Source organism: Bacteroides sp. An322 (genome assembly GCF_002161765.1).
Classification (GTDB): domain Bacteria; phylum Bacteroidota; class Bacteroidia; order Bacteroidales; family Bacteroidaceae; genus Phocaeicola; species Phocaeicola merdavium.
This window is the reverse complement of record NZ_NFIN01000004.1, coordinates 125,260-149,933: the sequence shown is the minus strand read 5'-3', so window position 1 is coordinate 149,933 and position 24,674 is coordinate 125,260. Positions and strand designations below refer to the sequence as shown.

Sequence of the window (24,674 nt, the reverse complement as noted above, 5' to 3'; positions counted from 1 at the left end):
TGAGACAATATACACCTTTTTAAAAACAGAAACAATTATGACAAAAAGTGCATTACAAATTGCGAGAGCTGCCTATCAGCCCAAGTTGCCTAAGGCATTGAAAGGTGGGGTAAAGGTAGTAGAAGGAGAACCTACTCAATCAGTAGCTGACCAAGAAGAAATCAAGAAGCTGTTTCCGAACACTTACGGCATGCCGTTGCTGAAGTTTGAACCGGGAGAAGCTAAGGAATATGCCCCGATGAATGTGGGTGTTATCCTTTCGGGAGGTCAGGCTCCGGGCGGACACAATGTGATTTCGGGCTTGTTCGACGGTATTAAGAAGATGAATCCTGCTAACAAGCTCTACGGATTTATTTTGGGTCCCGGTGGATTGGTTGACCACAAGTATATGGAACTGACAGCTGACATCATCGACGAATACCGTAATACGGGTGGTTTCGACATCATTGGTTCGGGACGTACGAAGCTGGAGAAAGAAGACCAGTTCGAAAAAGGATATGAAATCTTGAAGGAATTGGGCATCAAGGCATTGGTTATCATCGGCGGTGATGATTCAAATACAAATGCTTGTGTGTTGGCAGAATACTATGCCGCTAAGAACTACGGCATTCAGGTAATCGGTTGCCCGAAGACCATCGACGGTGACTTGAAGAACGAAATGATTGAGACTTCATTCGGTTTTGATACCGCTTGTAAGACTTATTCGGAAATGATTGGTAATATCGAGCGCGATTGCAATTCTTCTCGTAAGTACTGGCATTTCATTAAGTTGATGGGTCGTTCGGCTTCACATATTGCGTTGGAATGTGCTTTGCAGACCCAGCCGAGCATTTGCTTGGTTTCGGAAGAAGTAGAAGCTAAGGGTATGTCATTGGACGATATCGTGACTTATATCGCTAATGCTGTTGTTGCACGTGCCGCAGAAGGAAACAATTTCGGTACGGTATTGATTCCGGAAGGTTTGATTGAATTTATCCCGGCAATGAAGAAGTTGATTGCAGAATTGAATGACTTCTTGGCTATCCATTCTGATGAATATGCTGCTATTGAGCCTAATAAGCAACGCGAATACATCATCAATAACTTGTCAAAAGAGAATGCAGACGTTTATGCTTCTCTACCCGAAGGCGTTGCTCGCCAATTGACTTTGGACCGTGACCCGCATGGAAACGTTCAGGTATCTCTTATCGAAACTGAAAAACTTTTGTCGGAAATGGTAGGTAAGAAATTGGCTGCATGGAAGGCAGAAGGTAAGTACACAGGCAAATTCTCCGCACAACACCACTTCTTCGGATACGAAGGACGTTGTGCAGCTCCGTCGAACTTCGATGCAGATTATTGCTATTCATTGGGTTATACCGCAGCTGTATTGATGGCAAATGGAAAGACGGGCTATATGTCGTCGGTACGTAATCTGACTGCTCCTGCAGAAGAATGGATTGCAGGTGGTGTGCCTATTACCATGATGATGAACATGGAACGTCGTCATGGAGAAATGAAGCCAGTTATCCAGAAAGCATTGGTGAAACTGGACGGTGCTCCGTTTAAAGCTTTTGCTGCTGCACGTGAAACATGGGCAAAAGAAACTTCATTCGTTTATCCGGGTCCGATTCAATATTTCGGTCCGACGGAAGTATGTGATCAGACTACGAAGACTTTGCAATTGGAACACCAAAAGTAATCGGATAATCTTCCCGATTGCTTGATTGATATAGAATGAGGCCGTATCAAAAAAGAATTCTGACTATTAAAAAGTAATGTCATCCTGAGCAAAGCGAAGGATCTCGTGTGCATTCGCTTGTGTATTCGAGATCCTTCACTGCGTTCAGGATGACAAAATGAAAGTGGATTTTTATTTTGATACACCCTCATTTCTTTGAATAAGATTACTTAAACCGATACGATTATATGGTAAAAGAATCGCCCTTGACACCTGTAAACAAGCCGCGCCGAAGTCCTTCGGAAAAAGGGAAGAAATCTTCTTCATTACGGCGTACAAGTGGGGCTGGCAAGAAGAAAAAGCCTGCGGGAAAAAGAGGCAAGCGCGGGAAAAAACGCACTTGGAACATACCCAGCTGGCTTCAATATGTGGCGATGGGAGGCATAGCTGCTTTGTTTGTTATCGGTTTCTATTATTTCTTCATCCGTCCGTATGCCTATCGCTGGAAGCCTTGTTATGGCACGAAAGCATACGGTGTATGTCTTCCTGCCGGATATTCCGTTCACGGATTTGATATTTCCCATCATCAAGGGGTTATTAATTGGGAAGAACTTCAAAAGGTTCAGAATGCCCCGTTCCCGGTGCGTTTTGTTTTTATGAAAGCCTCGGAAGGAGGAGACTTCAGCGATACCGCATTTGTGCGCAATTTCGAACGTGCGCGCCGGCATGGATTTATTCGCGGAGCCTATCATTTCTTCAATCCCAAGACCGATGCAGCCCGCCAGGCGGATTTCTTTATCCGTTCGGTCAAGCTCGAACCGGGCGACTTGCCTCCGGTGCTTGATATTGAAAAGGTAGGCGATGATGAAGAAGCGCTCCGGAGAGGAGTAAAGACTTGGCTCCGCCTGATAGAGCGTCATTATCGTGTGAAGCCCATTCTTTATGCTTCGTATAAGTTTAAAGAACGGTATCTGAACGATTCGATATTTAATACTTATCCTTATTGGATTGCCCATTATTATGTAGATTCCGTGCGCTATGAAGGTGAATGGAGGTTTTGGCAACATACCGACGGGGGAAAGCTTCCCGGCATCCGTGAGCAAGTGGACTTGAATGTCTTCAACGGGACGCTGGATGATTTGAAGCACATGACCATCCTTCCCGATTCGGCTTTTCATAAGTCGTAAACTTTTGCCCGAAAGTGTTTGGGTAAATCAATGCTTTATCTTATCTTTGTAAATCCACTAATTGTTGAATACTATGTCTGCTGAAGAATTGTTACAAAATTTGGAAGATTAAAACCTATGAATTTATTGCTGAATATTTTATGGATTATCTTAGGCGGCTGGCTGGTATGCCTGGAATACCTTGTGTCGAGCTTGGTACTGATGATTACCATTATCGGCATTCCTTTCGGTGTGCAAACCATTAAGCTGGCAATGTTGGGATTATGCCCGTTCGGATGTACGGTAGAGACCACACCCTCTACCGGAGGATGTCTTAACATCCTTATGAACCTGATATGGATTTTGTGCGGAGGCGTATGGATAGCCTTGACACATGTAGGGTTAGGCGTCTTGCTTTGCATCACGATAATCGGCATTCCTTTCGGAAGGCAACATTTCAAGTTAGCTGCATTGGCTCTTACGCCTTTCGGCAAGCGGATTGTAAATAGTTAATAGTGAAAAATGAATAGTTAATAACGGGAGCAGATACATACGCCGTTATTAACTATTCATTATTAATTATTAATTTATAAAATCTGTGTAATCTGTGGTGAAAACAATTAGCGCATCACGAACTTCACCGCAACCCAGCGGTTCTTTTCCCGATGATGCACGAACTCCATGCCTAAGCTTTCGGCTTTTTTTTGTATGGCAGGGATGTCTTCCACATAAAATCCGCTCATGTAGAGTTCTGACCCAGTGTGCATACAGGCGGCATAGGCGGGCATATCGGCAAGCAGGATGTTCCGGTTGATATTGGCTATGATGACATCAAACGGCTGGCGGTCTTTCAAGAGCGAGGCATCGCCCAATTCTACGGTAATGTTATCGATGTGGTTTAGGGCGATATTGTCACGCGAATTGTTCACACACCAATCGTCAATATCAATGGCGGTCACCGGATTGGCTCCTCGCATACTGGCGAGAATGGCAAGAATCGAAGTGCCGCATCCCATATCGAGCACCGATTTCCCTTTCAGGTCAGCGTCTAAGAGTTCGGCGATGATAGAACTGGTGGTTTCATGATGTCCCGTGCCGAATGCCATTTGCGGGTTGATGACAATATCGTATTCCGTTTTCGGATAATCCGTATGGAACGTACTGTGTATCACGCACCGGTCTCCAATCACAATGGGTTGGAAGAAATTCTTTTCCCACTCCTCGTTCCAGTCTTTGTCTTCGGGTTCGGCAAGGGTATATGTGATATCGGTATCGGGGATAGGGAAGTCGGCAAGCACGTTTTTCAATGCCTCTTCATCGAATAAGGCTTTCTGTATATAAGCTTGTGTCCCGTCTTCGCAAGGCACGAAGCTTTCAAATCCGATTTCAGCTGTCAGGGCGGCAAGCACATCGGTTATGGTCTCGTTGCACGGATGTGCGCTAAAGTTTACTTCAATGTATTTCATACCAATCAATGTTTCATTAGTTTTCGGGGCAAAGATAGGGATAATTCTTCGGTTAAAGCGATAAGAATGAAAAATTAATCACCTTGTAACGGGTCTTTGAGGATGTTTGCGTATCTTTGCCGGAAGAGTAAAATTGGTTTTTTGCGAAAATCCGCGTTAATCCGCGTTTCAAATAAATTAATAATATATGAAGATTTGGAGTTTTATAGGAGTATTGTCCTTTTTGTGCGCATCGGAGGCTTATGCCCAGCACCGGATTGCTTTTATTTCCGATGCGCACATTCAGAACATTGTGGATTATCCCGAATTAGTGCGCTCGATGGAGGTGCAGGTACAATCTACCCGCTTGTTCAATGAGAATTATTATGCCCTGATAGCGGCATTGGAGGATGCTGCCAAGCGGGGGATAACCTTGGTGGTTCTTCCGGGAGACTTGACCGATAACGGGCAATTCGTGAACCAAGAGAAAATCAAGGAAATCTTGGATAGCTATCGGGAGCGTTTCGGAATGAAGTTCTTCGTGACCACGGGCAATCACGACCCGGTGCGTCCCTTCGGTATGCAGAACGAGGAACACGGTTTTCTTCGTCCCGACGGGAGCCGCACTACACGAGAGAACCATTGTGCGGGATATGCCGACGAGATGCAATGCTATGCCGCTTTCGGTTTCTATCCCCAACCGGAGTATCTGTATTGGGAAACTCCTTTCACTTCTTATCAATATGCGGACTATAATTATCAGGAGGCATTGAGCGAAGGTGCGTTAGATAAACACCGGTACACGTTATGCGATTCGCTGGAAGCGATTGATGCCAGTTATTTGGTGGAGCCGGTAGAAGGGCTTTGGCTTTTAGCGATTGACGGGGGAGTCTATTTGCCCGGCGAGGTGAAGAACGGCGTGCAGACCTACGAAGGGTCGAGCGTAGGATATAATAATGTGTTAGCGCATAAAGCCTTTCTTCTTCCGTGGGTGCGGAAAGTGGCATCGGAGGCAAAGAAACGGAACAAGATTTTAGTGGCTTACTCGCATTATCCGTTAGCGGATTTCAACGATGGTGCTTCCGATATTGTCCGTAAGGCTTGGGGAAACAAGAAGTTCGATTTGCATCGGGTGCCAAGCGAAGAAGTGACGGAAGCCTTTTTAGAAGCAGGTATCCGACTTCACGTGGCGGGTCACATGCATGTGAACGATACAGGGATAAAGCGGGGCAAGAACGGGAAATGTTTGTATAATATTCAAGTGCCGTCTATTGCCACATGTATTCCCGCCTACAAGATTCTGACCGCGGAAGATGCCATGCGTTTCGAGGTAGAAACGGTCTTGGTCGATTCTGTGCCCGGATTTGATAGCTTGTTCGGGCTTTATAAGAAAGAATATGAATATGATGTGCGGGCTGGAAAAAAGCCGAATTGGAGTAAAGAAGCTTTGGATTCGAAGGACTATGCGGAGTTTTGCGATTGGCAATTCCGCGACTTGGTACGGGTGCGCTTCATTCCGAAAGACCTTCCCGAAATCGTTCGTAAGAAAGCGGTAAGCATGAGCGGTTCACAATTGGTGGCGTATGCGGAAGGGAAGCGGATGGAAGCGGATGCCGGGAGCGATTGGAGCGGATATGATTTGATATTGGATTTATACCGTTTGCGTTATGCCGATAAGCTGGCTTTGCGCTGGATTCCGGAGAAGCGTATGGAGGAATACCGCATCTTGTTCGATGCCGTCCGGAAGTCGGAAGTGGACGATGAACTTATCTTGCGTTTGCGCGAGATAGCCGATATCTTCGAATGTTTCTTGAACGGGGAACCGAGCGGACATTTCCGCATTGATTTGGAAAAGGATAGGATAGATAGCAAGTGAGTGATTGAAATGAAGCAGGCTTCGTTGGCTGATGAAGCCTGCTTCATTGGCGAACGAACCCTGCTTTGTTAGTCGATGAATCCGTATGCATTTTTTGCAGTACTTCCTGACAAATTGTCACATAGTTTATTTGTAGCGTTTCTTATTCGGCAAGCACTTTTTCGAAGAGTTCGGGTTGGTCAAGGTTGACCAAGTCTGGTTCTTTCTGTATAGCGGTACGGTAAGCTTCTTCGGTCCCGTTTTGGATAGCCGCCATAATGCGGATTCCGTTCGTTTTGCAAAAGACTTTAAATTCAGGAGTGATTTGCTCCGGGTTGATTTCCACGACCGATGGACGGCATACCGTCATCCAGTATTGCAGGCGGGCGATGTCGGATGCGTTTACCTTGATTTTCATTTCGGGAGCGAGGCGGATAAATTCTTTCAGCATCCCTTCATCGGCAAACCAAAAGAAACTGTTCGTTGCGAATCCTTTCAGGCGGACCAGTTTCACGAGGTCGCTAACGGGAGTGCCGCGTTTCACATCGAAGAACACGTTTGCTTTCCCATAGAGTGAGTCCAGCATCTCGGCGATGCGGGGCACGTGCGTACCGGCATATTCTTTGCCGAACCAGCTTCCAGCGTCTAATTGGTCTACTTCTTCCGAATTCATATCGGCTAATGCGCCTTTCCCGTTGGTGGTACGGTCGAGGGTTTCATCGTGCAGGTTGTACAGCACTCCGTCTTTGCTTTTCCGTACATCTAACTCTATCCACGTAGCTCCGTGCGCAAGTGCAGCGTATGCCGAAGGTAGGGTATTTTCGGGTGCCAAATAATTGGCTCCGCGATGCACCACCACTTCTATCGGGTCTTTATATACAGCCGAAGGATGGTCTACCTGCCAGTTTACGTTCAATGGATTGTTTTGCATCTTCCATACGATAGGGAGGGATTCGTTATCCAGAATCCACACTTCCGCTCCTTCGGTTTGGTCTACGCAATGGATGAGCGGGCATCCCAAGGCTTCCCCTTTCTTGTTCCCTTTCTTATAAACGGTTTGATTATAGTGGAATGTTCCGCTCTTCTTCAGTTCCTTATAGGCTTGGCGTGAGAGAATGTAGGCGGTTTCATTTGTGGATAATAGACGGTTTTCTTTGTCTACGGGTTGGAGAAAGCACCAGGTGTTTCCCGTTTCTTGTGATGCGGGAGTCATCAGGTAGCTTCCTTTTTGCCAATGCAGGTTTCGCAAGATACGCCAATCTATGCGGAGGGTATCGCTCTGCTTGCGGAACGACATTTCATACTTACGGGTCTGTCCGTGGAGTTTGAACACGAACAATAACGTATCGGGTATAGAAGTCTGTGCGCATATATTTCCGTTGCAACATGCACCTATTATAAATAGGCAAAGAAGATATATTCTTTTCATTGTGTATGTATATTAGAAGTTAGAGGGAGTTATTTTAAGGAGTTAAAGGGAGTTAGGGGCAATACATTGATGCTATTGGCATTTAACTCTTGCCGAAGGCATAACTCCTTTTAACTCCGTTTTGTTTCTGCTATTTTAATCCTAATTCAGTTCCCCATTTTCCGGGTTTGCTTCCCATATTCAGAATTAATTCGCCTCCGGCTTCGATGTCTTTATGGCGCAGGGCAGAATAGGGATATTCCGTTCCATTTAGCGTAACCGATTGGATATAGCGGTTTTTCTCTGAAAGACTGCGGGCGATGACTTTGAACTTCTTCCCGCTTGCTAAGTTGAACGTGGTTTCTTTCAACATCGGGGCATGAATCAGGTAATAATCTTGTCCCGCATTGGGATAAAGACCTATCATGTGGAAGGCGAGCCACGAAGACATGGCACCCGAATCGTCATTGCCCGGAAGTCCCATGGGCGAATCATTGAAGTTCTTGGTGATGATTTCACGGATGCGGTCATCGCTCCGCCAAGGTTTTCCTATCCAATGGTACAGGCAAGGTGTGAGGAACGAAGGCTCGTTGTTCACGTTATAAAAGCCTTTATCGAAGAAGATGTCGAGGCGTTCTTCAAATTTCTTTTTGCCTCCGCATTGTGCGATGAGTCCCGGCACATCGTGAGGGATGCTGAGCGAGTATTCCCACGAGCTGGCTTCGTAGAAGAACATATCCCACCACGGGGTGTACCACGGTCCTTCGAAGGTGACCGGTGTGTAGGTATAGGTAGGTTTCTGCACTTTCGAGTTTCCGAAAGGAAGTTGGTCCAGCCAATTCCCTTCTTTATCGCGCGGCATAATGAATCCTTTCACTCCTTCGTGTTCGTAATCGCTTCGCCACAGGTTTTTCCAGTTTCCCGATTGCTTCAGGTATTGCTGATAGAGGTCTTCCTTACCTAATCCTTTTGCTACCAAGGCAATGGCATAATCGCAATACGCATATTCTACGGTGCGGTTTCCTGCCCGAGGAATGCCGTGGGGGATATAGCCCAATTCCAAGTAAGGCACTAATCCGCCGCGTCCTTCCGCTTCCTGGTTTCCTCCGGGAGGTACGGTAGCGTCTTGCAACATGGCTTTCAATGCCAATTCATAATCAATGCCTTTCAGCCCTTTTACAAAAGCATCGGCAATGACGATTTCGGCGTTCGAGCCTCCTTGCGTACGTCCGTTGGCGTTTCCGCTTCGTGCGTCGGGCATATATCCGTCTCGTTTATAAATGGTGATGAGCGAACGCACGATGTCGGTTTCCCGTTGCGGGTCGATGAGGGTAATAAGTGGGGTAGAGGTGCGGTAAGTGTCCCAAATGGCATAATAGTCATCGTAATACGGTTCGGGGTCGTTCCAAAGCGGATTTTCTCCTGTGCGGTCTACGGGCATAATCATTGTGTGATAGAGTGCGGTATAGAACATCCGCTTTTGTGCTTCGGGCGTATCGGGAGCGATTTCAATCGCCTTGAACAATTTTTCCCATTGTGCCAACAGCTCGTTATGCACTTGCTCGAAAGACCAATGGGGAATATAGGTATGGGCATTGTATTTGGCTCTTTGGCAACTCAGGAAGGAGATGCCGACTTTTAGTTGTACTACCGAGTCTCCTTTTGCAAAGCGGAGCAGGGCACCGGTTTTCTCGTAGGAATCAAATTGAGAACGTTCGTTGGTGATTTTGTTTCCTTTCCACGTGCGGCTTTCGATGAAGGGTTTGTCGGTTTCGGCGTAGAAGTAAACCGTATAAGCACGTCCGTTGTTCCATCCTCCACGGATGCGGGTATAGCCGCATACTTCATGTTCGGACAAGATTTCTATTTCCGAGCCTACGAATTGTTGTGCTTCGCGGGTGTCAGGTATAGGGCTTTCTCCCAAAAAGAAACCTGCATCAATAGCCAATGATTTCAATGAGTCTTCGGGATAGGTGAACCGATAGAACGAAGCCCGCTGGGCGGTGGTGATTTCCGTACGGATGCCGCTTTGCTTGAAACGAGTGTCGTAATATCCCAACCGGATATTTTCGTAAGCCCGATAGTCTAAGTGTTGGGTTTGCTCCATTCCGTTGCAAAAGGGAGTCACTAAAATGTTTCCATATTTGGGTCCTCCTCCCGTTCCGCTTACATGCACTTGCGAAAATCCGTCTACCCGTTCGGGCATGGGTAACCAGCCGCTATTGGGTGAAGGAGTACAATCGGGCGAAGGTTTGACCATTCCGTAAGGACAAGAAGGACCGATGAATACCCGTCCTAATCCTTCCGACCCAATGCGCGGGTCTACATAGTCGGTCAGTTGCGTTTGAGCAGACGTGTAAAGTGTTCCGCTCAGGCACAAGCCAAAGGCTATGCCCATTAGTTGTTGTAGTTTCATCAATTATTAATCGTTAATTATTAAATATCTTCCATTCTTTCAATGTATGTCGTTCGCCATCGAAGTTTACACCTACTTTTACGATCGGCAATCCACAGAGCGCGAAGCGTTCGGGATAATTCTTCAGGTTTATTTGCTCTATGGCACTATCTGCATTTTTATCCAATTTCACTTCTATAATATATAAGGTAGAAGGGCTACGCATGACTACGTCTACCCGTCCTTGGGGCGTTCGTACTTCTACATCCACATAATAGCCCAATAAGCTGAAAATGATGTAAAGCACTTGTTGGTAATGTCCTTCGTAATGGGTGTTGTCACAATAAGGGACAGTCGAAAGGAATGTTTGCATATTTTGCAAGGCTTTTTCCATATCGTTTTGGTATAAACATTGTGCTATATTGATGATAGCAGAAGAGGCTGTTTGTGTATTTGGGGTTAAATAATAAGGTATCAAGCTTTTCATTAACCCAATACGGACTTCACGGTTGGGAATTCCTAAAGTGTACGATTCTAAAAATGTATTACCATCTTTTATTGTGATATATCCGCTTTGATAGAGCAAGGGAGTAATGTTGGATAGCTTTTCGGTAGGAATATCGAAATCACTTGCCAAAGCATTGAATTTTTCTCCCAATTGGGAGGGCAGGACATTGAACTTGTGCAACATCTCTATTAAGTAAGTAGGTGTTCCGCTTTCGAACCAATACGCTTTCAGTTGACCTTCGTTGAAAGCGTTTATCAAGCTATATGGATTGTAAATGTCGGGCGATGGCCAAGTGAAGTGATAGCCGTCATAATTGGCTTTTAGTTTGTCGAATGTTTCTTCTTTAGTCAGATTCATTTCTTTAGCCAATTTGTCCAGGTCTGTATCCATTTGTGTACGGATTTCTTCTTCAGATATTCCGCAAATGGCGGCATAAGGAGCCAACATACTGATGTTTTGTATGTTGTTCAGTTCACTGAAAATACTCATTTGCGCAAATTTGGTGATACCGGTCAAGAATACATAGCGTAAGTAAGGGTCGCACGCTTTAAGCGGACTATAAAAGTTACGCATTGTATTTCTCAGTGCCGGAAGATTTTTTTCTTCATGCACGACATCCAGCAACGGAGCATCGTATTCGTCTATCAAGACTACGGCTTCTTTTCCGGTCTGGCGGTAAACATTCCGAATCAGATTGGCAAAACGGATATTTACGTCTTCCGCTTCACGGGCGACAATACCAAATTGTTCTTCGTTGTTTTGTAAAAGATGATGCAGGTAACGGTTCAGACTTTCTACATCCATGTGTTTACCCAAACTCATATCGAAGCGAAGCACCGGATATTGTGTCCATTCCTTTTCCAACTTTTCAATGGCAAGTCCCTCAAATAGTTCTTTTCGTCCCTCGAAATAAGCATGTAGGGTACTTACAAGCAATGATTTCCCGAATCGGCGCGGACGGCTTAAAAACATATACTTTCCCGAATGCGTCATGCGGTAAACATATTCCGTCTTGTCTATGTATAAAAGATTATTTTTTCTGATTTCAGAAAAAGTCTGAATCCCGACAGGGTATCTTCCGAATAGCGATTGTGTCATAAGGCGTAAGTTTTTTTACTTTCTACAAAGATACTTTTTTTTATGGAGAACGGAAAACGAAAGATAAAGAATTTAAATCTTCTTGCATCAATTATAAAAAAACCTTGCTTTGCACTCCGTGTCATCACGATACGGATTGTAAAGCAAGGCTGAGGGATTAGAATTTCAAAAATGAATGTTCATTGATGAGGATGTTAGTAACCAGGGTTTTGAGACCAGTTGGTATTGGCATTCAAAACGTCTTGTGGAACTGGGAATATGCGATGGCTTTTGTCAAAGTTTGCATTAGGGAAGTCTTGTCTGTGGAAACCGTATTCGCTTTCGAAAGTACCGAAACGAATCATGTCGTTTCTACGCCAACTTTCATCGAAGAATTCACGTCCGCGTTCATCCAACAATTCTTCCAAAGAAGGTTCGTGGTCAAGCAAAGGGGCGTTTACATATCCTCTAATCTGATTGAACAGCGATTGAGGAGTATCTTCGCCGGTAGGGGTAGCACCTCTTAAAATAGCTTCGGCTTTAGTCAGAAGGATGTCGGCAAAGCGGAAGATAGGAACATCGTTGCTTTGATTGCGGCTGTATTGGGAATATTCGTTGGGATTGGGATAGAACTTGATAGAACGATATCCTTGGCGCCATCCGTTGCCATCTGCGCCAGCGTTGAGCTGTTCTTCCCCTCCTTCTTTCAACGTAATGGTCTTAGTAAACTCAAGCTGTACATCATTATATATATAAGGTACATCTGTAGCTTCTCCTGTGAGCGGGTCATGCACAAACACTGCACCTCCCAGTATGGCATCGTTACGGTCATCTCCTTCCAAGGTGAACAGGTCGGCAAATTCCGGATTCATGGCTACGATACCTGCGCATGAGTTTGTCATTTCCCCACCGTAATAACCAATCGGTGAACCATCGTCTATTCTGCGGAAAGTACGGTAGCGTCCGTAGAGCAATCCTTGCGCATTGATGCAATCGTAAGGCATAGCATAGATAAAGTCGGCAATCTGTACGCCGTTGTCGTACATGAATTTGCTACGGTATTCATCGTTCAGATTAAAAATGCCGCTGTCAATGATGTCATCACAATATTTTACGCAGTCGTTCAATTTGCTATTCGGAGTCGTTTCTGCATCATACGTAGTCACATCACCACAAGTGTACACCGCCCAGTTGATGTAGAGCTTGACCAGCAAGGCTTCTGCCATCCATTTGTTGGGCTTTCCGTAGGTAGATGCATTGTTGTCTTCGGTTAAGTAAGGTAGGCTTTCAAGAATTTCTTTTTCAATGAATTCCGCTACTTCCTTGCGTGGACTACGCGATATTGCTTCATCTTCACCGTATACTTTGTTGAGAATAGGTACATCACCATAGCTATCCATTAAGATGAAGTGATAGAAAGCGCGCATCATACGTGCAGAAGCGATATACGAAGTGAACTGCTCGCTGTTCTCTTCAGCCTCGAATTCTGCAATCAGTTTGTTGCAGCGGGTAATTCCGCTTGATAAATCAGTCCACCAGTTCAACGGACCGTCTTCTGCTTTAAAATTGTGTAAAGTCGGATTTACGTTTTCTGCCCCATCGTAATAGTCTCCATCGAAACTCAGTCCGGTTGCTTCGTCTGAAGCAAAGGTCTGGTAGCGGTTATAATTGTTTCCTAATGCATTGCGGAACGCATAATAAACATCAGCCATTTTTGCGTCAAGTGCCACTTCCGATTCGGTCGGGTATTCCGTGTATTGGGATTTGACTTCGACATCAAGGTCTGCACAGCTTGTAGCAAATGCTACAACGGCTGCGGCGAATGTGGTTTTAATATATGTTTTCATTGTTAGCTTTTTATTTTTAGAAATTGACTTTCATACCTACCATAAAGGTGCGTGTATTCGGATAATAATTGTCTCTCCATTCGATACCCGGAGTGATTCCTCCTAAAGCTACTTCAGGGTCGGTTCCTTTATATCCTGTGATAGTAAATACATTGTTGCAGGTTGCATACACGGACAGGTTGTTTGCCCAGTCGGATATTTTTCCGAAGTTGTAAGCAAGGGTCAATGTAGAAAGACGCAAGTAGCTTCCGTTTTCTAGATAACGGTCGGATGCGTATTGAGAGTTTACATCACCGTAACGTTGATCGGTAAGTGCTTCTTTCAAGACGTTTTTACCTTGGGTAATTAATGTTACAGAGTTGTATTGTGCACGCAGCGCGTTGAATATCTTGTTTCCTGCTACACCTTGGAAGAATAGGTTGAGCGACCAGTTCTTATAAGTCAAGTCATTGCTCCATCCGTATGTAATTTTCGGTTGTGCCGAGCCTGTTTTGGTTTGGTCTGTTTCGGTCGGTGTCGTTGTCGTTTCTCCAGTACGTTCTCCTGTTTCAGGGTCGTGTACGTAGAATTGTGAAATACCGTCTTCATTATATCCTGCCCATTCGTAAGTGAAGAATTGTCCTATTGGGCATCCTTCCATAATGCGTTGTATTTGTACACCACTGTTTCCGGCGATACCCGCATCGGCTTGGGGGATATAATTTACTGAGTAGGTTTCATTGGAAAGCTTTTTCACTACGTTCTTGTTGTGTGAAAGGTTCAGTGTTGTGCTCCATGTGAAGTCTTTGGTTTGAACGGGTACGGCGTTGATGGTGATTTCAATACCTTTGTTACTGATGTCGCCTACGTTAGCCGTCATTTTGTCGAATGGATAGCGGTTGGTTGATACGGTGTAGTCCCAGATGAGGTCGGAAGTACGTTTGTCGTAATATTCGATTGTACCGTTCAAACGGTTGTTGAAGAATCCGAAATCAAGTCCGATATTGAGCATACCCGTGCGTTCCCATTTCAAGTCAGGGTTTGCGTTTCTGGTAGCTCCTATGGTATGCATATTTGAAGTGACTCCACTAGGGTCGGTATATTGGAACCATCCTGATACACCGTAAGTTTGAAGGGCTGTATAGGCGTCAAACCCTAATGAGTTACCACTGACACCGTATCCGACACGGAGTTTCAGGTCATCAAATACATCTAAGTCTTTGATGAAATTTTCTTCGCTTAATCTCCATGCTGCAGAGATAGAGGGGAATGTAGCCCAGCGGTTATTCTTTCCGAATGCGGAAGAGCCGTCGCGGCGGATAGTAGCTTGGAAGTTGTATTTGCTGTCGAACGAGTAATTTAAACGTCCGTATAAAGAAATCATGCGTAAAGTCGATTCCATTCCGCTTTCTACACCGTTCATGCCGTCGATGAGGTTAGCATAACTTAAGTTGTAGTATTTTACAGCATCGTTATAAAAGTCTTTTACGGTAAGTCCAAAACCGTCGTTACTATTGGTCTCTTCCCATGAATAACCTACCATTACTCCGAGACGGTGCTTGTCGTTGATTGTAGTTTGATAGTTGCCGTATGTTTCGAATACTTTCATGTTGTTGAAGTACGTGTTGCGTGTTGCTTCTCCGTTACTGTTTACAATCTGCGATTTGGTAGAATGATAAATGCTTTTGACGTTTTGGTCGGTCATATACGAAAAGTTTGCACTCCAAGTTAGTCCTTCGATGATTTTTAGGTCGGCTTTACCGGTCATTTGCATTCTTCTGTATACTGTATTCTGAATGTCTTCGTTAATCATTGATAACGGATTGTAATACTGGGTTACACCGTTCCAGCGGAACCACGACCCGTCTTCGTTTTTAATCGGTTGGAGAGGTGAGTAATATACCATAGCGTCTGTGACACTTGCACCGGAACCACCTGTCGGAATCTCATTACTTGTTGTTTGGCTGGCATTTACACCTAAAGATAGGGTCAGTCGGTCATGCAATGCAGTGGTTTGACCGAAAGCTCTAGCTGTGAAACGTTCCATATCCGAACCGCGGATGATGCCTTGATGGTTAAGATAATTCAGGCTAACATTGTAGTTCGATTTTGCGTTGCCTCCGCTGACCGCAAGGTTATGGTTGTGTGAGATTCCCGTGCGTTGTACTTCTTTTTGCCAGTTGGTATTGGCTCCTTTATCGCTTGTGAGTTCGAAGTTATTGGCTGTGGCATAGTTGCGTAGGTCTTCTGCAGTTGCTAAATCAAGGTCTTTGGCTACTTTCTCGAAAGCTACATAACCGTTGTAGCTGATGTGGGCTGAGCCTTCTTTCCCTTTTTTAGTAGTGATGATAATTACACCGTTAGCGGCTTTCGAACCGTAAATAGCTGTTGCGGTGGCGTCTTTTAATACATCGATTGATTCAATGTCGTCAGGAGATACCAGCGAAAGGTCTACACCCGGAACACCGTCTACGATATAATAAGGTTCCATTGCTTCTTCACGTATGGTTGAGGCACCGCGTAACGTGATAGTGGGTGAAGCGTTCGGGTCACTGCTTCCGGTTACCACCAGTCCGGGAACTTTTCCTTGGAGCATTTGTCCGGGCGATGTCATAATACCTACGTTTAGATCTTCGGCTTTAATGGTAGTAATAGAACTGGTAATGTCTTTGCGCTGCATCGATCCGTAACCAATGACTACCACTTCATCCAACAGTTGGTTGTCTTCTGCCATCATAATGTTGATGATATTTGAATTGACTTCGACTTCTTGGTTTACATAACCGATGTAAGAGAAAACTAAGGTCTTTCCTTTTTCCACATGAATTCTGTACTTACCGTCAATGTCGGTAACATTACCATTTGTAGTACCTTTTTCAATTACACTTACCCCAATCAATGGCATTCCGGTATTGTCTGTAACGGTACCGGTCACTGTGTTTTGGGCAAATGCATACGTACTTACTAAAAGAAAAAACGCAAAGGAAAGGAGTTTCCTTAGCATGGATTTGTTTGTAATAAGCTTGCTTTGCATAAGATAATTGTTTATTAGGGTTTAATTTCGTTTGCAAAAGTAAAATCGTGATTTTGCATCGATATTGCGCCCTTATTTCATTTCTATGCGAATCTCGTTACAAACTTGTTAATTCGGTATTTTTAAACTTAAGAGTGTACTTTCCATGCGAAGAAATTGCTTTGAGGCTTTTGTGGATGAAATAAAAAAAGTATCTTTGTATTTATTAAAACATGGTGTATGATGAAGTATCCAATAGGAATCCAGAGTTTCGACCAGCTAATCAGTGACGGTTATGTGTATGTTGACAAAACAGACTTAATCTATCAATTGGTAAAAGGTGGTAAGATTTATTTTCTGAGCCGTCCGCGCCGGTTCGGCAAGAGCCTGCTTGTTTCTACTTTGAAATGTTATTTTCAAGGACGAAAAGAATTGTTCCGTGGGCTTGCTATCGACAGGTTAGAGACGGAGTGGGCGGAGTATCCTGTTTTCCATATTGATTTTAATGGAACAGACTTCACCGAATCGGGAAAGCTGGAAGACATTATAGAAGGTACGGTCAGCACATGGGAAAAGGAATACGGGCGGACTACGGAATTTAAAGATATAGGCAAGCGTTTTGCATACGTGCTCGCTCAGGCTCATAAGCAATATGGACGGCGTTGCGTGGTGCTGATCGATGAATACGACAAGCCGATACTGGACGTATTAGATACGGGCTATAAGACTACGATAAATGGAAATGAGCGTTTGTTGGAAGCCCGCCATCGGGAAATCTTAAAGGGATTCTATTCGACTTTTAAACTAGCGGACGATGATTTGCAATTTGTTCTGCTGACGGGTGTGACTAAGTTCTCGCAAGTAAGCGTGTTTAGCGGATTCAATCAGCCGAACGATATTAGTATGGCACCTCAATTTGAAACCTTGTGCGGCATTACACAAGAGGAATTGGAGCGTTATTTTGCCGAGCCTATCCATCAACTGGCGGAAGATGCCTTGTGTACGGATGAGGAAATGAGAGAGATATTAAAGCAACGCTACGATGGATACCATTTCAGTAAAAAAATGGTAGACGTGTACAATCCTTTCAGTCTGCTGAATGCATTTAAGAATGTAGATGTAAAAGATTATTGGTTCTCCAGCGGTACTCCAACTTACCTGATTCGCTTATTGCAACATACGCAAGAAAACTTGAATGAACTGACCGGCAAATATTATGAGGATAAGGAGTTTGTGGATTACAAGGCGGATGTAGAGAAACCCCTTCCGATGATTTACCAAAGCGGTTATCTGACCATTAAAGGATATAATAGAGACTTCGGTACGTTCCTGCTCGACTACCCGAACAATGAGGTGAAGAGTGGTTTTGTCTCTTTAGTTGCAGCCAGTTATTTAAAACCCCAAGAGAATTTGAACAGTTGGGTCAGAAGTGTAGTCATTTCTTTACGCCAAGGCGAGCCGGAACAGCTTCGCAAGCTTTTCACATCGTTTTTGGCGAGTATTCCCTACACGATGCGCAGTAAGAAGGATGAAACGGAAAAGGAGCGTTATTTCCATTATACACTTTATCTGATATTCCGTTTGATTAGCGTCTATACAGTTTATACGGAAAAGGAACAAAGTCAAGGACGTGCGGACTGTATTGTAGAGACGCCCGATTATGTCTATATCTTTGAGTTCAAACGCGATGGTTCAGCAGACGAGGCATTGGCACAGATAGAAGAGAAAGGGTATGCCCGTCCATACGAGTCGGACAAGCGTAGACTATATAAAATAGGAGTAAATTTCTCTTCTGAAACAGGAACGGTAGAGGAATGGAAGTGCCTAAATATCGGCTGACGTATAAGCGGATAGGGTTATAACTGTGTTATTTCTTCCTGTGTAAGTTGCGTATATTGTGCAATCTCTTTTACAGGAAGTCCCATATCTTTCATTTTCTTTGCAATTTCTTTTGCCTTTTCTTTTTCTCCTTCCGCTCTGCCTTCTGCTATTCCTTCCGCTCTGCCTTTTGCTTCTCCTTCCTTAAAGCCTTTAGTATGCCCTTCGTCCCAGCCGGTTTTGATCACACTGCGTTGGTAGCGCAGGGCTTCCATGTCTCGGTAATAGGCACGCTTTTCTGCATCGGGGAGTGTGTCGATTCGAAGCCGTTCGCGAGCTTCTGGAAGTCCTTTGGCTGTGGCTTCTTTGTCAATTTCTCCTGTTTTGAGGAATTTAATCCATTCGTCAAGAGGTGTTTTTGCTACTTTATCGAAATCGTTTACACGTAATACATAGTATTCCGGGAAGATGTCGCCGGCATCTTTCCCTATAAATAATTCTTGTTGACGGACAGATAGTTTTAATACGTCATTGGGGTCATGTAATCCACGGAATATGGTTTTCCCATGATATACGTAGTCTTTACCTTGACCAAGGTCAAAATAAACAATATTGATAGAATAAAGTTTTCGGACTTTATCGTAGTCATCTCCTAAATTGATGTATTCTGATATGGTTTTTGACACTCCATAAAGCATCCGGTGAAAATAATCTAATTCACGGTTGTTTTGCACTTCGATAATAAGCAGTCTGCCTTTGCTGTCCTCAACCAAAATATCAGCGCGGTTAAATTTATCCGTTTCATCGGTCTGGTTTGATTCACTTTCCAAGAAACGGCAGATATGCAAGTCTTCTTCCAATAGAGTTGAGAGAAAACCTTCTAGTACAACATAATTGCTTTTATCGCGTAGCAACCGCTTCATTGCCCAATCGAAACGTATATAATTCTCTTTCATATCCTGATGTTTATAGCTCTGAATGCAAATATAATGATTTATTTTATTTCACGGCAAGAATACGTTGAACTTTTCAGATATAAGCGTTTCTTAGTTATAATAAAAGCCTTGCATTACAGCCGGTGTCATCACGACAACGGCTGTAGCGCAAGGCTTTTATTTGAAAATCAAAAATGAATGTTTATGAAATATTAATAGCCCGGATTTTGTTTCCAGTTTGTATTAGAGTTCAAAACATTGATACTTAATGGCCACAAACGATATTGCGGATTCTTCGCATTAGGATTGAAATCTTCTTTGAATCCCCAATCACGTTCGAAGTCTCCGAAACGGATTAAGTCGTTGCGACGCCAATGCTCATCCAAGAATTCACGCCCACGTTCATCTAAGATATCTTGTAAAGATGGATCTCCTACAATTTGAGGAGCATTGACATACGCACGGATTTGATTGAACAGACTCATCGGAGTATCTCCGTTGGTGGGTGTACCGCCACGAACAATAGCTTCGCATTTCATCAGGATGACATCTGCATAACGGAAGATAGGGAAGTCATTATCTTGGTTACGGCTATAGATATTGTAATCATTGATGTCCGGGAAGAACTTGATGGAGCGGTAACCTTGCGTCCAACCAGAAAGTGTAGCACCAGAGTTGAGGTCTGCATTGCCTTCTACCCAAGTACTGTCTTTCTTAGTTTTACCATCCTCTTCATATTCATATACCCAGTGATCCAATGTGATGGCTTTGGTGAATGTAACATTTTCACCGTTATAAGTGTTGCGGACATCAGTCGGTTCACCGGTATTGTTGTCATACTGGTATACATCGAATGTTTCCATACCAATGTTTTCACCTGTATTACCTGCAATCACATCGTTACGACGGTCACTTGGCAGGCAGAACAGTTCTACAAATTCCGGAGTCAGTGTCATGTTGCCACCTACAGAGTTAGTCATTTCAATGCTGTAGAAGCCGTTGCTGTTCTGACCACGACGCCAAGTACGGAAACGGGCAAATGTCATACCTTGTGCGGTTTCTGCATCAAACGGCATGGCATAGATAAAGTCTTTGATGTGCGATCCGTTGGTGTACATGAACTTCGTCTTGTAATCGTCGCTCAGGTCGAAATGACCGGAAGCTATGATACGGTCACAGGCAGCAATACAATCATTCAGTTTTTCATTGGGCGCATCAGCTGACCAACTTGAACTGGTGACATCTTGGGTATAAACATTCCAGTTGATATACAATTTTGCAAGTAATGCGTCAACCATCCAGCGGGTCGGTTTGCCATAAGTAGAAGCATCTACATTTTCATAACAATTATCACGGACCGCCAACAATTCCGATTCAATCCAGCGGGCTACCTCGGCACGTGGCGAACGGTCGACTGCTTCAATTTCTCCCAATAAGTGATCTATGATAGGTGTATCGCCCCAATGATCCATAATTATAAAGTGATAGAATGCGCGTGCTGCACGCAACGGGGCTAAGTCTTCATCAGATACGCCACCCGCACTCAAGTCGAATATTACACGGTTACAATTGGTAATCCCTGTCATTAATTCGTTGAATACGTCTAATTGTGCAGCCGAGTTTGTTGGACTGATCATGTGTAACGAAAAATTTGCCATATCACGGTTATTCAGGTAGTCACCATCAAAGCTGACTGCTGTATACTCATCCGAGTTACAAGATACGCCTTCATCAAAACGACGACCGATGGCAGCACGGAATGAATAGAAAGCATTACTCATCTGGGCTTCAATGGCGATTTCTGAATCGGGCATTTCTGTATATTGGGATTCAATATCCACGTCCAAATCGGTACAGCCGATGGTTGTCAGTGCTAATAAGGCACTTATCAATATATTTTTTGTTTTCATATCTTTAATCGCTTAATATTAAGGGTTAGAAATTCACATTTACACCTACCATGAATGTACGGGTACGCGGATAAGTGGTATTACGCCAGTCAATACCCGGAGTCAGACCACCTAGACTGATTTCGGGGTCGATACCCTTGTAACCTGTGATGGTGAATACGTTGTTGCATGTAGCGTACAAGCGTAGGTTGTTGATATAGTTACCAATCTTACCAAAGTTATAGCCTAACGTTAAAGTAGCCAGACGCAAATAAGAACCGTTTTCCAAATAGCGGTCAGATGGAGCTTGTGCACGAGAGTCGCGTGCGTTTTGTTCACTTGCCACTTCTGCCAATACGTTCTTACCATTGCTTACCAAGCTGACATTGTTGTAGTAGCAGCGGGTGGCATTGAAAATCTTATTGCCGGCCATACCTTGGAAGAAAGCGGTTAATGTCCAGTTCTTCCACGTCAGGTCGTTGTTCCATCCATAAACAATCTTCGGTTGAGCTGAACCATGCATACGTTTGTCTTCCAGTTCAGGAGCATCGGTTGTGCCAATCAGATTGCCTTCTTCGTCGTAGTCGTTAAAGATAGAGGCACCATCTTCACCGTAGCCGACCCATTCCCAAAGGCAGAACTGACCGATGGGATAACCTTCTTGGATGCGCTGTACTTCGGCATTGGTAGAATATCCGCCGACTTCTGGATTAGCCATCGGAATATAATCTACAGAATAAGTTTCGTTCGAAAGTTTCTCTACTACGTTTTTATTATGAGATAGGTTTAAGGAAGTACTCCATGTAAAGCTACGGGTTTGTATAGGAACAGCGTTGATAGTGATTTCAATACCTTTATTACTGATGTCACCTACGTTAGCTGTCATTTTGTTATAGGGATAACGACTGGTGGAAACATCATAATCATAAATCAAATCGGAGGTTTTCTTACTATAATATTCGATAGTACCTGTCAATCGGTTATTGAAGAAACCAAAGTCCAAACCAATATTGAACATACCTGTTTTTTCCCATTTCAAGTTGGGGTTCGAGTTGCTGACTGCACCCAAAACACGATAATCACCGGATGTGCCTGAAGCATTTACATAGCCGAAGAAACTTTGAGCATTATTAGGAAAACCATATCTTTGGCGGGCAATGAAAGCATCGAATCCCAATGAGTTACCGCTAACACCATAGCCAATACGAAGTTTTAAGTCATCGAATACATCTTGTTCTTTCATGAAATCTTCTTCGATGATACGCCATGCAGCAGATACAGAAGGGAAGGTACCCCAACGGTTATTAGCACCGAAAGCAGAAGAACCGTCACGGCGAACCGTAGCCTGCAACAAATACTTACTATTGAAGCTGTAGTTAACACGACCATAGAACGAAATCATACGCAAAGTAGAAAGTAGGTATTTGTTATTTATATCACCGATGTCTGTTATTGAAATATTGTTGGCCATAGCCATGTTGTGATAGCCTAATGCGTCATTGTAGAAATTGTAAACCTTCAAACCGAAACCGTCGTTATTATCAGCTTGTTCCCATGAATAACCGAGCATGACACCCACTTTGTGTTTATCGGCAAATGTGTGATTCCAATTGAGGTAAGTTTCCATCTGTTTACGTATGTTTTCTACCGTTGTACGGTCTGCTTGACCATTACGTGAAGATACGCTGGGCAGTTGCGATTGGCTGCTGTTATAATTACTATAAATATACTGCTGGTTTTGGTAAGATAAATTTAAGTGCCAATCTAAACCGTCAATGATGTGTAACGTAGCTTGCGCATTACCTTGCAACAGTTTTTCTTTTGTGTCGTAGCGGTCTTCGTTAATCATAGCAACAGGGTTGAAGTTCTGCGAAATAGAGGTATTGCGATACCAACTGCCGTCTGCATTCTTCACGGGTACCAATGGACTATAATAATACATGGCATCCAAAACACTTTCACCCGATTGACCGGTAGGACCGGTAGAACTGTTGCGTATGCTAGCATTTACGCTGAAAGCTAAATCTAAACGGTCATTTAAAGCTTTGGTTTGTAGGAAAGAACGAGCGTTGAGACGATCCATATTGGTACCGCGTACTACACCTTGGCGATCCATGAAGTTGATAGAAGCACTATATTGTGTTTTTTCATTTCCTCCATTAATAGAGACGTTATGGTTATGGCTGAATCCGGTGCGAAGCACTTCATCTTGCCAATTTGTGTTGGCGGGATTGTTAGCATCGTAATATGGTGAGAGGTCGATACCGTTGTCATTTGCAAAGTTCAGTAATTCACCGGCTGTCATCATGTCTAACGAATTCATAGTCTTGTCCCATGCTACATAACCACTATAATTGATATTGGTATGTCCGTTTTTGCTGCCTTTTTTGGTTGTCACAATAATTACACCGTTGGCGGCTTTTGAACCGTAAATAGCAGTAGCGGAAGCGTCGCGAAGCACATCGATGCTTTCAATATCATCTGGAGCGACAAGTGTGAGGCTGGCACCTGGCACACCGTCAATTACGTAATAAGGCTCCATAGCCTCGCCTGTACGGAGCGAAGAAGCACCACGGAGCGAGATAGAAGCAGCTCCGTTCGGGTCGCTAGTATTGGCTACAGTTAAACCAGGCACTTTGCCTTGCAGTAATTGGGCAGGAGAAGTAACGACTCCTACGTTCAGGTCTTCAGCCTTTACAGTAGTGATGGAGCTTGTCACGTCTTTTCGTTGCATATTACCGTAACCGATGACTACCACTTCGTCCAATGATTGTGCATCTTCTGCCAAAGTGACATTGATTGTGTTTGAATTCACTCTGATTTCTTGTGTGATAAATCCGATGTAAGAAAACACTAATGTCTTTCCTCGTTCTACATTTACGGAATATTTACCGTTTACATCGGTAATGTTACCGTTGGTTGTTCCTTTTTCCACCACATTTACCCCGACTAACGGTAGTCCGGATTGGTCTTTGACAATACCAGTTACCGTGTTTTGGGCAAATGCATAAGTGCTCACTAAAAGAAATGCAGCCAAGGCAAGGAAATTCCTTAGCTTTTGTGTTTTTGTGATTAGTTTACTTTGCATAAGAGTAATTTTATAGGTTAATATAACAAGATAGCGCAAACGTATGCATACAGAAAAGAATGATACGGTTACACACTATTTTTTCAGTTTATTGTGTTTGTTTTCGTAATCAGGGGGCAATGTAATTTGTTTACAGTTCTTGCCTCTGTTCAAGCAGGTGTTACAAATAACCGGAGGTGCCGATGTATTGCAGTAAGAATAAAATATAATCGTTTTTCCGCCAATTTCTGTTGGTGAGACAAAAGGCAGATGTAAAGAATGCATCCGGAACAGCCGTTTTTTTGATGTTCTGCATAAAAGTTTTCTTTTGTGTATCTCATAGCTTTTAGTCTGGTTTGTATGTTTTTCTTTAGTGCAAATATAATGTAATATTTTACAAATTGTACACATTGGGCCTGTTTTTTTGTGTTTTTCTGTATCTTGTCTTTCTAAAAGTCTGATATTGAGTGAAAAAACAGCAAGAGGATAATGCGTTATAAAAAAGAATAAGTAACGCTCTTACATGCATACGGCTTCATCGGCTTACGAAGCCGTATGTGTTGGCTGATTCATGCGGCTTCGTAAGCCGATGAAGCCGTATGTGTGTAAAGT

General features: G+C 43.8%; 14 protein-coding genes. 5 read left to right on the top strand and 9 right to left on the bottom strand.

All coding sequences use genetic code 11. The features are described 5' to 3' along the window. Positions 1-37: 37 nt before the first annotated feature. From B5F91_RS03770 to B5F91_RS03760, 3 genes are all read left to right on the top strand, one after another. The gene (locus B5F91_RS03770; protein WP_087427770.1) at positions 38-1,681 is read left to right on the top strand and encodes a diphosphate--fructose-6-phosphate 1-phosphotransferase; all 1,644 of its coding nucleotides are present in this window, start codon (positions 38-40) and stop codon (positions 1,679-1,681) included. Positions 1,682-1,908: 227 nt separating this feature from the next. After that, a complete protein-coding gene (locus B5F91_RS03765) occupies positions 1,909-2,847 on the top strand; it encodes a glycoside hydrolase family 25 protein (RefSeq protein ID WP_087427769.1) in 939 nt (312 codons plus the stop codon). Positions 2,848-2,964: 117 nt separating this feature from the next. Then, a complete protein-coding gene (locus B5F91_RS03760) occupies positions 2,965-3,339 on the top strand; it encodes a YccF domain-containing protein (RefSeq protein ID WP_087427768.1) in 375 nt (124 codons plus the stop codon). Positions 3,340-3,446: 107 nt separating this feature from the next. Here the strand turns inward: B5F91_RS03760 and prmA are convergent, their stop codons facing one another. After that, positions 3,447-4,292: a 50S ribosomal protein L11 methyltransferase gene (gene prmA / locus B5F91_RS03755; protein WP_087427767.1), complete on the bottom strand. Its 846-nt coding sequence runs from the start codon at positions 4,290-4,292 to the stop codon at positions 3,447-3,449. Between the two features lie 187 nt (positions 4,293-4,479). Between prmA and B5F91_RS03750 the strand changes: the two genes are divergently transcribed. Beyond that, complete coding sequence (locus tag B5F91_RS03750) at positions 4,480-6,147, top strand: metallophosphoesterase (RefSeq protein ID WP_087427766.1); 1,668 nt, start codon at positions 4,480-4,482, stop codon at positions 6,145-6,147. A gap of 142 nt (positions 6,148-6,289) precedes the next feature. Here B5F91_RS03750 and B5F91_RS15355 read toward each other — a convergent pair whose 3' ends face one another. From B5F91_RS15355 to B5F91_RS03725, 5 genes are all read right to left on the bottom strand, one after another. Next, positions 6,290-7,555, bottom strand: coding sequence for a glycerophosphodiester phosphodiesterase family protein (locus tag B5F91_RS15355; RefSeq protein ID WP_239416223.1), 1,266 nt, complete (start codon positions 7,553-7,555; stop codon positions 6,290-6,292). A 130-nt stretch (positions 7,556-7,685) separates the two neighbouring features. After that, positions 7,686-9,932, bottom strand: coding sequence for a GH92 family glycosyl hydrolase (locus B5F91_RS03740; protein ID WP_087427765.1), 2,247 nt, complete (start codon positions 9,930-9,932; stop codon positions 7,686-7,688). Positions 9,933-9,963: 31 nt separating this feature from the next. Beyond that, positions 9,964-11,535: an ATP-binding protein gene (locus B5F91_RS03735; protein ID WP_087427764.1), complete on the bottom strand. Its 1,572-nt coding sequence runs from the start codon at positions 11,533-11,535 to the stop codon at positions 9,964-9,966. A gap of 194 nt (positions 11,536-11,729) precedes the next feature. Further along, entirely contained in the window at positions 11,730-13,361 is a 1,632-nt protein-coding gene (locus B5F91_RS03730) for a RagB/SusD family nutrient uptake outer membrane protein (RefSeq protein WP_087427763.1), read from the bottom strand. 16 nt (positions 13,362-13,377) lie between these two features. Further along, complete coding sequence (locus B5F91_RS03725; RefSeq protein ID WP_239416221.1) at positions 13,378-16,344, bottom strand: TonB-dependent receptor; 2,967 nt, start codon at positions 16,342-16,344, stop codon at positions 13,378-13,380. A gap of 252 nt (positions 16,345-16,596) precedes the next feature. On the opposite strand from B5F91_RS03725, the gene B5F91_RS03720 reads away from it, so the two are divergent. After that, entirely contained in the window at positions 16,597-18,192 is a 1,596-nt protein-coding gene (locus tag B5F91_RS03720) for an ATP-binding protein (protein ID WP_087427806.1), read from the top strand. A 17-nt stretch (positions 18,193-18,209) separates the two neighbouring features. On the opposite strand, the gene B5F91_RS03715 is transcribed toward B5F91_RS03720, so the two are convergent. From B5F91_RS03715 to B5F91_RS03705, 3 genes are all read right to left on the bottom strand, one after another. After that, positions 18,210-19,127 (bottom strand): Rpn family recombination-promoting nuclease/putative transposase, encoded by a 918-nt coding sequence (locus B5F91_RS03715; protein ID WP_087427761.1) that lies wholly within the window; start codon positions 19,125-19,127, stop codon positions 18,210-18,212. Between the two features lie 191 nt (positions 19,128-19,318). Continuing rightward, positions 19,319-21,016 carry a RagB/SusD family nutrient uptake outer membrane protein gene (locus B5F91_RS03710; protein ID WP_087427760.1) on the bottom strand — a complete coding sequence of 566 codons (1,698 nt, stop codon included), beginning with the start codon at positions 21,014-21,016 and terminating at the stop codon, positions 19,319-19,321. Positions 21,017-21,041: 25 nt separating this feature from the next. Beyond that, entirely contained in the window at positions 21,042-24,083 is a 3,042-nt protein-coding gene (locus tag B5F91_RS03705) for a TonB-dependent receptor (RefSeq protein ID WP_087427759.1), read from the bottom strand. Positions 24,084-24,674 lie beyond the last annotated feature (591 nt).

Coding starts and splice junctions, on each gene's coding strand:
- B5F91_RS03770 (WP_087427770.1), top strand. CDS start 38: ATGACAAAAAGTGCATTACAAATTGCGAGAGCTGCCTATCAGCCCAAG.
- B5F91_RS03765 (WP_087427769.1), top strand. CDS start 1,909: ATGGTAAAAGAATCGCCCTTGACACCTGTAAACAAGCCGCGCCGAAGT.
- B5F91_RS03760 (WP_087427768.1), top strand. CDS start 2,965: ATGAATTTATTGCTGAATATTTTATGGATTATCTTAGGCGGCTGGCTG.
- prmA (WP_087427767.1), bottom strand. CDS start 4,292: ATGAAATACATTGAAGTAAACTTTAGCGCACATCCGTGCAACGAGACC.
- B5F91_RS03750 (WP_087427766.1), top strand. CDS start 4,480: ATGAAGATTTGGAGTTTTATAGGAGTATTGTCCTTTTTGTGCGCATCG.
- B5F91_RS15355 (WP_239416223.1), bottom strand. CDS start 7,555: ATGAAAAGAATATATCTTCTTTGCCTATTTATAATAGGTGCATGTTGC.
- B5F91_RS03740 (WP_087427765.1), bottom strand. CDS start 9,932: ATGGGCATAGCCTTTGGCTTGTGCCTGAGCGGAACACTTTACACGTCT.
- B5F91_RS03735 (WP_087427764.1), bottom strand. CDS start 11,535: ATGACACAATCGCTATTCGGAAGATACCCTGTCGGGATTCAGACTTTT.
- B5F91_RS03730 (WP_087427763.1), bottom strand. CDS start 13,361: ATGAAAACATATATTAAAACCACATTCGCCGCAGCCGTTGTAGCATTT.
- B5F91_RS03725 (WP_239416221.1), bottom strand. CDS start 16,344: ATGCTAAGGAAACTCCTTTCCTTTGCGTTTTTTCTTTTAGTAAGTACG.
- B5F91_RS03720 (WP_087427806.1), top strand. CDS start 16,597: ATGAAGTATCCAATAGGAATCCAGAGTTTCGACCAGCTAATCAGTGAC.
- B5F91_RS03715 (WP_087427761.1), bottom strand. CDS start 19,127: ATGAAAGAGAATTATATACGTTTCGATTGGGCAATGAAGCGGTTGCTA.
- B5F91_RS03710 (WP_087427760.1), bottom strand. CDS start 21,016: ATGAAAACAAAAAATATATTGATAAGTGCCTTATTAGCACTGACAACC.
- B5F91_RS03705 (WP_087427759.1), bottom strand. CDS start 24,083: ATGCAAAGTAAACTAATCACAAAAACACAAAAGCTAAGGAATTTCCTT.